The organism is Paraclostridium dentum, assembly GCF_048568265.1.
Classification (GTDB): domain Bacteria; phylum Bacillota; class Clostridia; order Peptostreptococcales; family Peptostreptococcaceae; genus Paraclostridium; species Paraclostridium dentum.
The window spans coordinates 182905-197181 of the sequence record NZ_CP183813.1 but is presented as its reverse complement, the minus strand read 5'-3'; the positions used below and the strand labels follow the sequence as shown (position 1 = coordinate 197181).

The 14277-nt window shown below is 29.1% G+C and carries 13 protein-coding genes and 1 other annotated feature; of the genes, 4 read left to right on the top strand and 9 right to left on the bottom strand.

All coding sequences use genetic code 11. From position 1 onward, the window contains the following. Positions 1–9: 9 nt before the first annotated feature. From prdC to ACN6I1_RS00890, 3 genes are all read right to left on the bottom strand, one after another. Positions 10–1296: a proline reductase-associated electron transfer protein PrdC gene (gene prdC / locus ACN6I1_RS00900; protein ID WP_173391677.1), complete on the bottom strand. Its 1287-nt coding sequence runs from the start codon at positions 1294–1296 to the stop codon at positions 10–12. Between the two features lie 334 nt (positions 1297–1630). After that, positions 1631–3400: a sigma-54 dependent transcriptional regulator PrdR gene (gene prdR, locus ACN6I1_RS00895; protein ID WP_021430194.1), complete on the bottom strand. Its 1770-nt coding sequence runs from the start codon at positions 3398–3400 to the stop codon at positions 1631–1633. Positions 3401–3539: 139 nt separating this feature from the next. Then, positions 3540–4304 carry a polysaccharide deacetylase family protein gene (locus ACN6I1_RS00890; RefSeq protein ID WP_419742403.1) on the bottom strand — a complete coding sequence of 255 codons (765 nt, stop codon included), beginning with the start codon at positions 4302–4304 and terminating at the stop codon, positions 3540–3542. Positions 4305–4427: 123 nt separating this feature from the next. Between ACN6I1_RS00890 and ACN6I1_RS00885 the strand changes: the two genes are divergently transcribed. From ACN6I1_RS00885 to ACN6I1_RS00875, 3 genes are all read left to right on the top strand, one after another. Beyond that, the gene (locus ACN6I1_RS00885) at positions 4428–4592 is read left to right on the top strand and encodes a hypothetical protein (protein ID WP_220796087.1); all 165 of its coding nucleotides are present in this window, start codon (positions 4428–4430) and stop codon (positions 4590–4592) included. A 261-nt stretch (positions 4593–4853) separates the two neighbouring features. Beyond that, the gene (locus ACN6I1_RS00880) at positions 4854–5051 is read left to right on the top strand and encodes an alpha/beta-type small acid-soluble spore protein (RefSeq protein WP_021430292.1); all 198 of its coding nucleotides are present in this window, start codon (positions 4854–4856) and stop codon (positions 5049–5051) included. A gap of 178 nt (positions 5052–5229) precedes the next feature. Continuing rightward, positions 5230–5766: a DUF4364 family protein gene (locus ACN6I1_RS00875; protein WP_021430274.1), complete on the top strand. Its 537-nt coding sequence runs from the start codon at positions 5230–5232 to the stop codon at positions 5764–5766. A 1-nt stretch (position 5767) separates the two neighbouring features. Here ACN6I1_RS00875 and ACN6I1_RS00870 read toward each other — a convergent pair whose 3' ends face one another. Then, the gene (locus ACN6I1_RS00870; protein ID WP_419742402.1) at positions 5768–6634 is read right to left on the bottom strand and encodes a YncE family protein; all 867 of its coding nucleotides are present in this window, start codon (positions 6632–6634) and stop codon (positions 5768–5770) included. Positions 6635–6799: 165 nt separating this feature from the next. Between ACN6I1_RS00870 and ACN6I1_RS00865 the strand changes: the two genes are divergently transcribed. Continuing rightward, positions 6800–7051 carry a TIGR03905 family TSCPD domain-containing protein gene (locus ACN6I1_RS00865; protein WP_021430220.1) on the top strand — a complete coding sequence of 84 codons (252 nt, stop codon included), beginning with the start codon at positions 6800–6802 and terminating at the stop codon, positions 7049–7051. Between the two features lie 52 nt (positions 7052–7103). Here ACN6I1_RS00865 and ACN6I1_RS00860 read toward each other — a convergent pair whose 3' ends face one another. The 5 genes from ACN6I1_RS00860 to phoU form a co-directional block, all read right to left on the bottom strand. Then, a complete protein-coding gene (locus ACN6I1_RS00860; RefSeq protein ID WP_419742401.1) occupies positions 7104–8399 on the bottom strand; it encodes a bifunctional folylpolyglutamate synthase/dihydrofolate synthase in 1296 nt (431 codons plus the stop codon). A gap of 316 nt (positions 8400–8715) precedes the next feature. After that, positions 8716–9339, bottom strand: a complete 624-nt coding sequence (locus tag ACN6I1_RS00855; RefSeq protein WP_021430242.1) for a PH domain-containing protein — start codon at positions 9337–9339, stop codon at positions 8716–8718. 268 nt (positions 9340–9607) lie between these two features. Then, the gene (locus tag ACN6I1_RS00850; RefSeq protein WP_419742400.1) at positions 9608–12271 is read right to left on the bottom strand and encodes a valine--tRNA ligase; all 2664 of its coding nucleotides are present in this window, start codon (positions 12269–12271) and stop codon (positions 9608–9610) included. 54 nt (positions 12272–12325) lie between these two features. Continuing rightward, positions 12326–12556, bottom strand: a binding site (T-box leader). Positions 12557–12623: 67 nt separating this feature from the next. Next, positions 12624–13436, bottom strand: a complete 813-nt coding sequence (locus ACN6I1_RS00845) for a polysaccharide deacetylase family protein (protein WP_195945627.1) — start codon at positions 13434–13436, stop codon at positions 12624–12626. 168 nt (positions 13437–13604) lie between these two features. Beyond that, positions 13605–14258 carry a phosphate signaling complex protein PhoU gene (phoU, locus tag ACN6I1_RS00840; protein ID WP_025162341.1) on the bottom strand — a complete coding sequence of 218 codons (654 nt, stop codon included), beginning with the start codon at positions 14256–14258 and terminating at the stop codon, positions 13605–13607. Positions 14259–14277: the final 19 nt, after the last annotated feature.

Here is a 14277-nt window from a genome sequence, read left to right as displayed (position 1 = left end):
CTCCTAGCATTATTTTTTTCTTCTATATAATCTATGTCCCGAAGCTCTTAATACATGGTCTGTACTATGGTATACAGGCAAACCTAACCTAGGCGCCACTTGCATAACTGTGTTTGTTCAGTCCTCGCAGTTACCTATTAATACAGCTTCAGCTCCTTGACTCTTTAACTTAAGCACTTTTTCTGCTTGACCTGGGCATATACCTGGTAAATCACATCTAAATCTACCATTTACCTCAGTCATTCTCTTACATTTTTCTTCTGCTACAACTTCAGCACCCATTAAAGATGCAATTTGTTTTAGTCTATCTTCTTGTGCTCCACACTCGCAAGCTATTATTCCTAATTTCTTGCTTTCTTGTGGAAGTGGCATAGATACTAATATTCCACCTAAAGTTTTAGTAACTGGGCTTTCTTCTTCACCGTGTCTTCCAGTGAAAGGACCTCCAAGTACTATTTCTCCATATGGTGCAATGAATCCTCCACATTTTTCTATATATGTTATTATAGGCATTCCTATAGGAACATCCATAAATACTTTGCCTTTGTTCTCTGCACCTTTTACTCTTCCTCCAACAGTTATGTCTTTAGTTATAAAAGGTTTTCTTTCTTCTATAGCTTCTACTATACGTTTTATAGTTTCAACATTAGAAACTACAGTTTTAGCTTCTATTGGAAGTTGTCCCGGAACAAGAGTTATTCCTAATAATTCTCTTATTATAACCCTCTCGTCACCAGCTGGGTACATATCTGGTAAATATTTTAATTCTATGTTTGCTTCATTCTTACAAGCTTTTCCTAATGCCATTATGGCTTTTTTGTACTTCGGCTTTACAGCTATATAAGCTTTATCAGCTTTAGTTATATCAAGCATGTATTTTAATCCTTTAATTATTATCTCTGGATTATTTTCCATTAACTCCACATTGTGACCAAGTACTGGCTCACATTCTGCAGCATTTGCTATGATACATCCTCCTGTAAGATCTACATTAAGTTTTACATGTGTAGGGAAACCAGCTCCTCCTGCACCAACTATACCAGCTTCTTTTATAGCGTCTAAGTTACTTTCTGTATCTTTTATTTTTACATACTCATCAGGTTGATTCTCAGAAGCCTCTATTATTATAGAACTTTCTGTAACTTCAACAACTTTACCATAAACACTTGAATGTATATTTGCTCCTAATCCTTGTGGCTCAGCTATAAGTTGTCCTTTTTTAACTTCGCTTCCAACCTCAACTATAGGTTTACATGGCGCACCTACATGCTGTCTTAATTCTATTTTAAGCATCATAGATTTCACCCCCTGACTAATTTTATTTTACACTATTTTATTATTAGCAATTACCGTGCCAAATATTTTATTTTAATTATTTTTTTAAAATTTTTGTCGTATTTGTTTATAAAATATCATTTTTCGACACGTTTTTTGTATTTATCTTTAATCTCTACATATATTTTATACCAAATTTCATCAAATTACAACGACAAATTACGTTTTCCCAAGAATAAACGTCATATTTCCGACACTTTTAAGGTTTCATTTTAATTTTTTTATAGTTATTTTTATCACATCCCCCTAACTTCCCTATTTCAAATTGAAAACGTTACAAATGTCAGTTTTTCGTCTAATGTCTATTTTTAGTCACTTCTATATCATACTGTTCAATCTTATAATAAAGAGTTGTTCTTGGTATATTAAGTATTTTAGCTGCTTTTGCTTTATTTCCATTAGTCATGCTTAGTGCAACCTTTATAGTTTTTACTTCTAATTTGCTTATAGCTTTATTAAGATCTAATGGATATTCTTCATCTACACTTATATGTTGACTAGATTCAACTATATAAACAGGTATATCATCTTTATCTATTATATCTCCAGTAGATAACACTACTATATTTTCTATTGTGTTTTTTAATTCTCTTATATTACCTTTCCACGTGTATCTTTGTAATATATCCATAGCTTCTTTACTTATTTTTAGTGGCTCTCTATTATTTTCTTCACATATCTCTTTTATAAATTTATTAACTAAAAGTAATATATCTTCTTTTCTTTCTCTTAATGGTGGTAAATCTATTTCTACTACATTTAATCTATAATATAAATCTTCTCTAAACTTACCTTCTTCAACTAAATTTTGTAAATTTTTATTAGTTGCAGATATAATTCTAGCGTCTATTTTTATAGTTTTTTCTCCACCTATTCTTCTTACTTCTTTTTCTTGCAATACTCTTAATAGTTTCGCCTGCATGCTTAATGGTAAATCTGCTATCTCATCTAAAAATACAGTACCGTGCTTTGCTAGTTCAAATATACCCATTTTGCCTTTTTTATTTGCACCGGTAAACGACCCTGCTTCATATCCAAAAAATTCACTCTCAAATAATTCTGATGGTATGGCACTACAGTTTACAGGTATAAAAGGACCTTTTCTTTCACTATAATCATGTATAGCACGTGCAAAAACTTCTTTACCTGTTCCACTTTCTCCAAATATAAATATACTACTATTTGTATTCGAAACCCTTTTAGCCACTTCCTTAGCTCTTTCTAATTTATAACTTCTGCCTAATATATTATCAAAACTTCCTTTTGATAAGTTTTTTACTTCATCCTCTAAGTATTTTAATCTATCATTTGCCTTATCAAGCTTTCTTGAAAGCTTTTGCGCCTCTGTTATGTCTACTTCTGTACATACAACTCCTACAAATTCCGAATTTATAAATATAGGGTTTGCATCAACTACTCCATAAACATCATTTTCATTATCATTATTTTTGTATATACCACTTTCTCTTGTTTTAGTTCTTAAAACTCTAGCTGATATAGTTCCACTAAGATACTTCTCCATGGATTTCCCAACAATCTCTTCTGACTTTATTCCATATCGATTTTCCATAAATTTATTCCAAAGAACAACTTTTCCATCTGTATTTATAGCACATATTCCTTCTTTTATTTCACCTATTATATGCTTAACAGTTATTCCGTAATCTTCTAACTCCATATATAAGAAATCTCTTATATGTTTTTGATTTACGACCCCTATTAACTTTTCATTTTCTAGTACTGGTAGTACCCCTATGTTATTTCTCATCATTATGTTTCTGCATTCATCTAACTTTGCATCTTTATTTATACTTATTAGATTTTTACTCATTGCATTTTTAACTAACTCATTTTTATAATCTTTACGTTTTAATGATAGATTGCATATATCCGTTAATGATACGATTCCTTTTATGCCGCCGTTTCCATTATCAACCATAACTTCTCTTTCATTTTTACTTACAATCAAGTCGATAGCTTGTCCTAGTGTGATGTTTTCATCAACTAAGACAAAACTCTTTCCCATAACATCTTTTACTATTTTAGTTTCTGGTACAGAAAACATTATAACCTCCTGAGAATGAAAATTTTTATAAGTACTATTATACTATATACCTTCTGCATAAAATACTTTCTATTTAAATACCTTTTAGAAAATACATAATTAGAAAAAAAGTTATAGGCTTTTGCCTATAACTTTTTTTCTAATTACTTTTTAATTTTTGAATTCCATTTGAATCAACTTCATAACCTTCATTATACATTAACTTTGATAATGGAACTATTTCATATTTTTCTTTTAACTTTGATATTGTTTTTTCTAAGTATTGTTCACTATTTTTTATATCTCCATGAAATAAAACTATAGATCCTGGTTTAACTCCCTTTAAAACTTTCTCTGTAACAAAATTAGGCCCTATTTCCTTCCAGTCAAACGAATCTATATCCCAATTAACTACAGTGTATCCTAAATCTTCGCAAACCTTTAAACTCTTATTATCAAATTCTCCAAAAGGAGGTCTATACATAGTTGTCTTTTCTCCTGTTATAGATTCTATTTTGTATGATGTTGTATTTAATTCATTTTTTAAATCAGATTCACTTATCTCTTTCATATTAGCATGTGAATTTGAATGGTTTCCTATATCGTGCCCACGCTCATTAATTTCTTTTACTATTTTTTCATTTTCATCTACCCAATTTCCAACTAGAAAAAATGATGCTTTTACATTATATTTATCTAAAGTATCCAATATAGTTTCTACATTAGATGATCCAGATGCTATATCAAAAGTTAAAGATATTTTTCTATCATCAGTTTCCACTTTACTTATTGGAATTTTTTCATTTGACATATTTTCCCCTATGTACCTTACGCTATACACTACCCCAAATACAATTGTAAGCGTAAAAGCAAAAAACAAGAAACTAGATATCAACGATTTAATTTCAGTTATTTTCTTATTCATATCATCCCTCCAATTATAAATACTCTAGTACAAGTTTATTTTTATTTTTTTCAAAAAATTACTACTAAATTAATTTTATTAATTGGGAAAGTTAATTGTAATCTAAAAAAAGGTGGTGTATTTATGACTAATCTAAGAAGTGAGTTTGGATTTTTAAAAGGAAAAGCTGAAAACAATGAAATCAAAAGTGTTAAATTAAACAGTACACATTTTTTAAGAGAAGCTCATGGAATTCAAGAAGGAATTAGAAAAGATAAAAAGATAAAAATAAATAAAAAATTTAAATAAAATTCGCTTCACTTGAGCGACTACGTCGGCGAACCACTTCATGTCGCCAACGACCTTTTGAAAAAACAGGTCCGTTGCTCAAGCTTTTAAGTTGGAAATTATATTTATCTATAATTCAAGATTAAATATAATTTCCTAAGAATTAAAAAAAATTTTAAAAAATGTGAATATAATTTTGGGCATTGGTTAAATTAATACCAACAACAAGATTTTAGAAAAAACTTGTTGAGACATCTTATAACTTTAAGGAGGAAATTTACTATGTCAACTAAAAAAGCCGTTCCAGAAGCTAAAGCAGCATTAAATCAAATGAAGCTAGAAATAGCTAATGAGTTAGGTTTATCTAACTATGAATCAGTAGATAAAGGAAACTTAACTGCTAGACAAAATGGATATGTAGGTGGATACATGACTAAAAAGCTAGTAGAAATGGCAGAAAGACAAATGTCTGGAAAATAAGTAGTAAATTAGACACCTAGGATTCATAAGAAGGCTACCTGACAAGGTAGCCTTTTTACATAGATAAATAAAATTTTTATATAAGTGCATATATTTAAATATTAAATTCTACTTTTATTTTTATATGTTTTAGTTTAATATAGTAGTTATATAGAAACATTATACGGAGGATGATATTATGTTTGAAAACTCATCTGAAGAATTAGCTTACCATAAGTTATTAATCTTATATGTTTTAGAAAAAGCTAAAATGGATTTAACAAATTCTCAAATAACACAAGTTATTCTTGAGACGGAAGTAATGAATTATTTCTCATTACAGCAATTTCTTTCACAACTTATGGATGCCAAATTCTTAAAAATATATGAAGATTCAAATAGAGAGTATTACACTTTAACACAAAAAGGTATTGAGACTCTAAACTACTTCTTATCTAGAATTCCTTCTCAAATTACAGAGAAGCTAGATGAGTATATAAAATTAAATAAAGAAAACTTATTAGCAGATACTCAAGTAAAGTCAAGCTTTGTCAAGCAAAGTGATAATGAATATATAGTAAATCTACGAGTTATTGAAAACCAATCAAACTTAATAGATTTAAATTTAAACGTATCTTCCGAAAAACAAGCAAAATTAATATGCGACAATTGGAAAAAGAATGCATCGTATATGTATGCTGAAATAATAGAACTACTTATTACAAACAAAAAATAGCCTACACAAAAACTATAGTGGTAGGCTCTTTTCCTACCTTAATTTCATCTATAATCTCATTTTTATCCGTTCCATAAACCTTAACACTATTATTAAAAGTATCAGTTAAAAACAAAAATTTACTATCATTTGATAGTTCTAACCCTTGAGGATTCCCATTTATCTTTATACATCCAATTTCTTTATGTGTTTTATAGTCTAATATTTTTATAGCTTTATAGCCTAAGTCTGCTATATATATATGTTCTTTTTTATAATTTACGCAAATTTCAACTGGTATTAAAAAATTTCCTATTGTATCTAATATGTTTAAGTTTTTTTTATCTAAAATAATTATCTTACCATCTAATGTAGATGTATATATAATATCCTTATATTTATCTATTTTTATATGCCATGCTTTATAATCTAAATCGACCTTTCGTTCAACTATTTTCTTTTCTATATCTATACATAAAATAGAATCGATACAAGGCACATATAGTTTATTATCTACTTTATCATACGCAAACCCATGAGGCATATTATCAACGCTAATAACCCCTATTGGTTCCAGATTATCCTTATCCAATACATAAATACTATTGGAATCTTCATTAGCTACAAAAAGTTCATTTTTACAAAGCGAAACCTGGCTTAAATTTCCTCCTATAGATACAGAATCTATTATTTTCTCTTTTTCAATATCTAAAACATAAAGAACTCCATCAAACGAACTTGGTATATACATTATGTTTTTATCTTTTTCTATGCAAAAATGGTGAGGATATATGTCTGGGCCTAAATTTATTTCTTTTTCCAATTTAAGAGTCTGATAATCTATTACACTTAAACTCTGTGATAAATAATTAGATGTATATAGCTTCAAAACAAAACCTCCTCGCAATAAAATGTACTATCATAGTATATTGTTTAAAATGCTCGTCTTATTACTTTTTTTACTAACTAGGAAATTATACTTATTAAAAAGTTGTTGATATTCATCTATATTATTTGATATTATTTACTTATCATGTTTTTGGAGGTATTTACAATGAAAGTATCATTTAAACCATCAGGGGTTTGTTGTAAGGAAATGGTGTTTGATATCGATGAAAATAATATAGTTACAAGTGTAGACTTCGTTGGTGGATGTCCTGGTAACTTATTAGGTCTTAAACATCTTGTAGAGGGAACTCGTGCTGATGAAGTTGCGGAGAAATTAGCTGGTATAACTTGTGGAGGAAAATCTACTTCTTGTCCTGATCAATTATCTAAAGCTTTACGTGAACAATTATCAAAATAAAAAAATAGAGTTTGTAATTTAAGTATTTTAACTCAGATTACAAACTCTATTTTTATTTATTTACTATTATAGTCCTTACATTTCCTATCATATATAAAGATCCTGCACTTATTATTACATCATCTTTATTTGATATTTCTAATGCATAGTCAACAGCTTCTTTTATATTTGGTTTGCAAGTTACTTCTATATTATATCTTTCTATTTTTTCTTTAAGTTTATTAGCATCTATAGCTCTTGGATTATCAGGAGTAGTAGTTATAACATTATTGAATTTCGGTATTAATAAATCTAGTACAGATTCTATATCCTTGTCTTCAAGCATTCCTATAACTAGAATCTTGTTTTTATTTTCAAAATATTTATCAATAGAATTTGCAAGTGATTTAGCACCTTCTTCATTATGTGCTCCATCTATTATAAACATTGGATTTTCGCTTATTTTTTCTATTCTTCCTGGCCACTTAGTTTCTAATAACCCTTTTCTAATATTTTCTTCAGATATATTTGTAATTTTAATATCATTTAAATAATCAATAACATTTAAAGCTACAATAGAGTTTTTTATCTGATGATCTCCTATTAATTTAATTTCTAAATCTCTTAATTCTTTTCCATTTATATTACAACTATATATTTGCGAGTTAATATTTGATGATTTTATTTCTATATTTTTAAAATCACATTCTATATATTTAGACTTCTTTTCAGCACATATATTTTTTATAACTTCACTTGCTTCTTCTTGCTGTGGATACACTATAGTAGGGCAATCTTCTTTTATAATTCCACCTTTTTCAAAAGCTATTTTTCCTAATGTATCTCCAAGTATACCTGTATGATCTAAACTTATTGAAGTTATTGCACTTACTACAGGTTTATCGATAACATTAGTTGCATCGTATCTACCTCCAAGACCAACTTCTAGAGCAACAAAGTCAACTTTTTCTTGGTTGTAATAATAAAATGCCATAGCTGTAACTATTTCAAATTCAGTAGGATAAGAATATCCTTCACTAACCATTATTTCTATTTTTTCTTTTATTAAAGATACTATTTTTCCAACTTCTTCTTCACGTATATTTTCTCCATTTACTCTTATTCTTTCTGTAAATGTCTCTAAAAATGGAGAAGTATATAATCCTACTTTATATCCACTTTCTTTTAAAATAGATGATATGAAAGAACATGTTGATCCTTTACCATTAGTACCTGCAACGTGTATTATATTTAAATTATTTTGCGGGTTTCCTAATAGTTCTAATAATTTTTTTATATTATCTAAACCTAGTCTCATACCAAACTTATGACTTTCGTGTATAAACTGTAAAGCCTCATTATAATTCATATTGTTCCTCCATTGTATAATTAAGTGTAAATTATTTCTAATGTTATTTAATTTCGGCAAAATACTCAATTAATCCTCTTGTTAATAACTTAAAAATTCTATGCAAATTTCTTGCCTGAAAATTTTCAAAAATAAAATTGCCAACTTATATTTTAACTTATATTTAGGTAAGTTATCTATATACTATTTCATATTTTTTATCTATAAACATAAAATAGCCCATATATAAGTTTTAGCTACATTTCAAAGCATCTTTACCGCTTTGTTGAGCAAAACTTATATATGGACTCTACATACTCTACTATTATATATTAGTTTAATTATTTATATATTTTTCAAATACTTCAGTGAAATCTTTATTGCTATAATTTAATCTTAGCGATTCCATCCAATCTAAGTTAAAGTTAGTTAACTCTTTTACAACATTTACTGCATTTCCATCTAACTTACATCTTGAAATTGCATTGTTTGCCATATCAAGCCCTTTTGTTCCATCTTGTATAGCAACTTGATTTTTACCTTGTTGTATTCCAACTTCAACTAAAGCTTTATATAAATCTTTTAATTGCTCTAATTGTTTTTTATCTACATCTATACTAAATGCTTCTTCTCCAAAACTAAATTTTATCTCTATATCTAAATCTACAGTTCCCGCAGTTTCTAGCGTTACTGAATGTACTCTTTCATAATAAAATTCATGTCTTTTAACAGTTCTTTTTTTACTAATTGCATTCGCGCCATCTACATGTAAAAGACCTCTATTTGTAAATACATACTCATCCGATTTTGATTTTATAACAAAGAATATTTTTTCTCCATCTTCATGCATTATATAATCATCACCATCTACTTTATCAAAATCTCTTGGCGATATTATTTTACCTATATCAGATAAACCTAAAGTATCAGCTGCCATTCTTCCAAATAAATTTCCTGCCATAAATACCCCTCCTTAAATTTTATTATTTACTATTATACCCTATAATCTATATTCTTCACATAACTCTTTACCTTTATCCTTATCTTCCCATCATAAAGAGACCCTGTTTAAGTTTTAGCAACATTTCAAAGCATCTTTTCTGCTTTGTGGAGCAAAACCTTCATTTTCATTCCTACCATAAAAAGACCCTGTTTAAGTTTTAGCGACATTTCAAAGCATCTTTTCAGCTTTGTGGAGCAAAACTTAAACAGGGTCTCTACTATTTTTACTACTTCATTTTAGCTTCTATATTTTCGATTCTTTCAAGAACTGACTTAATCATTTCTTCAAACTTTTCTTTTTTAGCTTTTTCTTCATTAACTAAGCTTTCTGGAGCTTTAGCTAAGAATCCTTGATTAGAAAGTTTTCCGTTAACTCTCTTTATTTCACCTTCTAATTTAGCTTTTTCTTTATTTAATCTATCTAGTTCTTTAGTGAAGTCAACTAATTCATCAAGAGGTATAAATATTTTTACACCATCTATAACAACACTTACAGCGTCTTCTGGTATATTAGTTTCATCTTCAACTATTTCAACTGTAGATGCAGATGCTAATGTTACAAAGTAATCAAGTCCAGCTTCCATAGCTTCTTTCTTATCAGCTGTTGGAACTATTATCACTTTAGCTTTCTTTGATGGTGGCACGTTCATTTCAGCTCTTACGTTTCTTATATTTCTTATACCATCCATTGTTAAATTCATCATTTCTTCTTCTTTAGCCATATTGTCAGCTTCATCGTAATGAGGGAACTGAGCTACAACTATACTTCCTTCTACAGTTGGAAGATGAGTGTATATCTCTTCAGTTATAAATGGCATGTATGGGTGAAGAAGTTTTAATATTTTTTCTAATACATATGTTAATGTATATAGTGCTGTTTGCTTAGCTTCTTTATCATCTGAGTATAATCTTGGCTTAACTATTTCTATATACCAGTCACAGTACTCTGACCAAGCAAAGTCATATATCTTTTGAGCTGCTATTCCTAAGTCAAACTTATCCATGTTATCAGTAACTTCTTTAACAACATTATTAGCTCTTGATATTATCCATTTATCAGCTAAAGTCATATTTTTTTCTACTGATTCTCTAGTAACACCATTCATTATTTCTTCATCTATATTCATAAATACGAATCTAGATGCATTCCATAACTTATTAGCAAAGTTTCTAGATGATTCAACTCTTTCCATATAGAATCTCATATCATTTCCTGGAGAGTTTCCTGTAGCTAACATGAATCTTAAAGCATCAGCTCCATACATGTCTATTACTTCTAATGGATCTATTCCGTTTCCTAGAGATTTACTCATTTTTCTACCTTCTGAGTCTCTTACAAGTCCATGTATTAATACATGTTCAAATGGAGTTTCTCCCATACAGAACATTCCTGCAAATGCCATTCTTACAACCCAGAAGAATATTATATCGTATCCAGTTACAAGTACACTTGTTGGATAGTAATAGTTTAGCTCTTCTGTTTTATTAGGCCATCCTAATGTTGAGAAAGGCCATAATGCAGAAGAGAACCATGTATCTAGTACATCTTCATCTTGCTTGAAGTGAGTATGTCCACATTTACATTGTTTTGGCATTTCTTTAGCAACTACTACTTCACCACATTCTTGACAGTAGTATGCTGGTATTTGGTGACCCCACCATAACTGTCTTGATATACACCAGTCTCTTATATTTTCTAACCATTGTAGGTAAGTTTTATCAAATTTATCTGGAACAAATTCTAAATCTTGTTTCTTTAATATGTCTATAGCAGGTTTTGCTAATTCATCCATTTTAACGAACCATTGATCTGATAATCTTGGCTCAACTACAGTTTTACATCTGTAACAAGATCCTACATTGTGATTATGATCTTTTATAGCTATTAAGTACCCAGCTTCTTCTAAGTCAGCTATAAGTTGCTTTCTACACTCATATCTGTCCATACCTTCGTACTTACCAGCTAATTTATTCATAGTTCCATCTTCGTTCATTACGTTTATTTTTTCAAGATTATGTCTTTGCCCTACTTCAAAGTCATTAGGGTCATGTGCTGGAGTCATTTTAACTGCACCTGTACCAAACTCTAAATCAACGTAATCATCTGCAACTATAATAAGTTCTCTTCCTACTAGTGGAAGTATAGCATGTTTTCCTACTAAATGAGTGTATCTTTCATCTTCAGGATTTACAGCTATACCTGTATCCCCAAGCATCGTTTCTGGTCTAGTTGTAGCTATTTCTAAAAATTCATCACTACCTGCTATTGGGTATTTTATATGATAGAACTTTCCATCATGTTCTTCATGCTCAACTTCAGCATCAGATAATGTAGTTTTACAATCAGGACACCAGTTTATTATTCTATTTCCTTTGTAAATTTGACCTTTTTCATATAACTTTACAAAGAATTCTGTAACTGCTTCATTACAACCTTGGTCCATTGTAAATCTTTCTCTTTCCCAGTCACATGAATCTCCTAATTGTTTCATTTGGTCTACTATCTTTCTACCAAATTCATTTCTCCAGTCCATAGCTCTTTTTAAGAACTCTTCTCTTCCTATTTCGTACTTAGTTTTTCCTTCTTGTTCTTTTATTCTTTCAACAACTTTAACTTCTGTTGCTATAGAAGCATGGTCTGTTCCTGGTTGCCATAAAGCTTCATAACCGTCCATTCTCTTCCATCTTATAAGTATATCTTGTAATGTATGGTCAAGAGCATGCCCCATGTGTAATTGCCCCGTTATGTTTGGTGGGGGAAGCATTATAGTAAATGGCTTTTTATTTGGGTTTGGCTTAGATTTGAATAAACCTTCTTCTACCCACTTTGAATATAATCTTGATTCAAAGTCTTTTGGATTATACGTTTTTGGTAAGTTTGTATTTTCCATGTAAATTCCTCCTATTTTTTATTTTATATACATAAAAAAGAGCCCTTCATCCTATTTAAGGACGAAAAGCTCGCGTTACCACCTTAATTTTATGTAAAGCTTTTAATCAAACCTTACATAACACTTAATAAATTTAACGATTCTCACCGTCTAAGCTTACTATTATTTTCAGCTTAGAAACTCCAAAGCTACCTTCTGCAATTCATTTCTTGGAAAGTCTTTCAGCCGGTGAACTTTCCTCTCTGTAAGTTGAGTTTGCATACTCCTCTTTTTCTCAGTTTTTAAATATTCTGTTTATCTTTTAATTATATATAATCATCATTATTATTGTCAATATTTATAAATATTATATTCAGTTACGTAAATTTTGTTCCCAAAAATTTTTCGGCATATCACTTTCTTCTATTGGCATTATTGTATATCCTTTTTCTTTTAATTGATTTATTATACCTTGAAGAGCTTTAACACTTTGTTCCTTTTCATGCATTAAAAGTACAACCTCACTATGTTGATTTGAATATTTATTTACATTATTTACTATAGTTTGTGGAGTACCCTTCCAATCTTCTGTATCCAAATTCCAATCCCAGATTTTAAATCCATCATCAACTAATGCATTGTATGATTCTTCTGGAGCATAAGGTTTACTACCATAAGGTAATCTTATTAAGTTTGAGTTTACTTTAGCAATTTTATTTAATGTGTCTTGGCACTTGTCAAATTCATTAACAGTATTTTCAGGAGTTTTATATAGTACAGATATGTCGTGACTTACACTGTGAAATCCCATAGAGTGGCCCTCTTGAGCGATTCTTTTTAATTGTTCTGGATGTTGTTTCATATTACCTTCTATCATAAAGAACGTGGCTTTAACATTATTGCTATCTAAAATAGATAGTATTCCATCAGTATATTTAGATGGTCCATCATCAATTGTTATATAAGCAACCTTCTCAGGTTTTGGCTTCGGTCCTCTATTATTTACACTACTTGCTTTCATCATGAGGTCAGTTAATGTCATCGTATCACTTTCTAGCAATTTTATATCTATATTATTTTGTTCACTTGATGTAGCAATTATTTTATCAAATGTAACAAATAATAAAAACAAAAGTAATACAACTGTAGATACACTTAAAAAAATAGGTTTTATTTTTCTTTTCATCCCCACTTCCCCTTTGTTTTTTATATTTTAATAAATACTATTAGTTATTATTGACAATTATTTCAATCAATATAGCTAAATTTTATAATTAAACACTGTACTTTAATAGATATGTTTGTACTCAATAAAATATTAGCACAAAAAAAATAAAACTACATTCCTGTAGTTTTATCCTATTTCAATCATATCGCCTCTTAATGCATATATAATCTTTTCACATATATTGGTAATATGGTCTCCAATTCTTTCTAAATACCTAGCAACAAACAGCATCGTCACTCCTTGATCTATGTTTACTTCTTTTTCATGCATAACCTTAAGTGTATGTTCATGTATAACATCATACAACTTATCTACTAAGTCATCTTTTAAAGCTGTATTGTATGCAAGTTCTTCATCTCTTAGTTCTAAAGCTTTCTTTGCATCTTTTATCATATCAATGCATATATCTTTCATTTTAGGTATATCTATTAATTCTTTTATATATTCTTCTTTTCCTATCTTTACAACTTCAACCGATATATTTACAGAATAATCGCCTATACGCTCTAACTCTAAGCACATACTTTCTAATGCATATATAAATCTTAAATCTTTTGCCATAGGTTGTTTTAATGCCATAAGCTCAATACTTCTATCCCTTATATAGTCTCTTAAAGTGTCTATTTCATCATCTTTTTCTGAAATTCCTTTTGCTTTTTCAATATCTTTTGTTATCATGCTGTTTACTGATTCTTCTAGAATTTCTTGACTTTTATCAAACATTTTTAGTGTATAGTTTATAAGGGTATTTATATTTAACTCTAAGTTATTGTTGACCATTTTAAAACTCCTTTTTATT

What these genes read in the sequence shown, in the direction of transcription:
- prdR (WP_021430194.1), bottom strand. Translation starts at nt 3,400, where the DNA reads ATGTTTTCTGTACCAGAAACTAAAATAGTAAAAGATGTTATGGGAAAG.
- ACN6I1_RS00890 (WP_419742403.1), bottom strand. Translation starts at nt 4,304, where the DNA reads ATGAATAAGAAAATAACTGAAATTAAATCGTTGATATCTAGTTTCTTG.
- ACN6I1_RS00885 (WP_220796087.1), top strand. Translation starts at nt 4,428, where the DNA reads ATGACTAATCTAAGAAGTGAGTTTGGATTTTTAAAAGGAAAAGCTGAA.
- ACN6I1_RS00880 (WP_021430292.1), top strand. Translation starts at nt 4,854, where the DNA reads ATGTCAACTAAAAAAGCCGTTCCAGAAGCTAAAGCAGCATTAAATCAA.
- ACN6I1_RS00875 (WP_021430274.1), top strand. Translation starts at nt 5,230, where the DNA reads ATGTTTGAAAACTCATCTGAAGAATTAGCTTACCATAAGTTATTAATC.
- ACN6I1_RS00865 (WP_021430220.1), top strand. Translation starts at nt 6,800, where the DNA reads ATGAAAGTATCATTTAAACCATCAGGGGTTTGTTGTAAGGAAATGGTG.
- ACN6I1_RS00860 (WP_419742401.1), bottom strand. Translation starts at nt 8,399, where the DNA reads ATGAATTATAATGAGGCTTTACAGTTTATACACGAAAGTCATAAGTTT.
- ACN6I1_RS00855 (WP_021430242.1), bottom strand. Translation starts at nt 9,339, where the DNA reads ATGGCAGGAAATTTATTTGGAAGAATGGCAGCTGATACTTTAGGTTTA.
- ACN6I1_RS00850 (WP_419742400.1), bottom strand. Translation starts at nt 12,271, where the DNA reads ATGGAAAATACAAACTTACCAAAAACGTATAATCCAAAAGACTTTGAA.
- ACN6I1_RS00845 (WP_195945627.1), bottom strand. Translation starts at nt 13,436, where the DNA reads ATGAAAAGAAAAATAAAACCTATTTTTTTAAGTGTATCTACAGTTGTA.
- phoU (WP_025162341.1), bottom strand. Translation starts at nt 14,258, where the DNA reads ATGGTCAACAATAACTTAGAGTTAAATATAAATACCCTTATAAACTAT.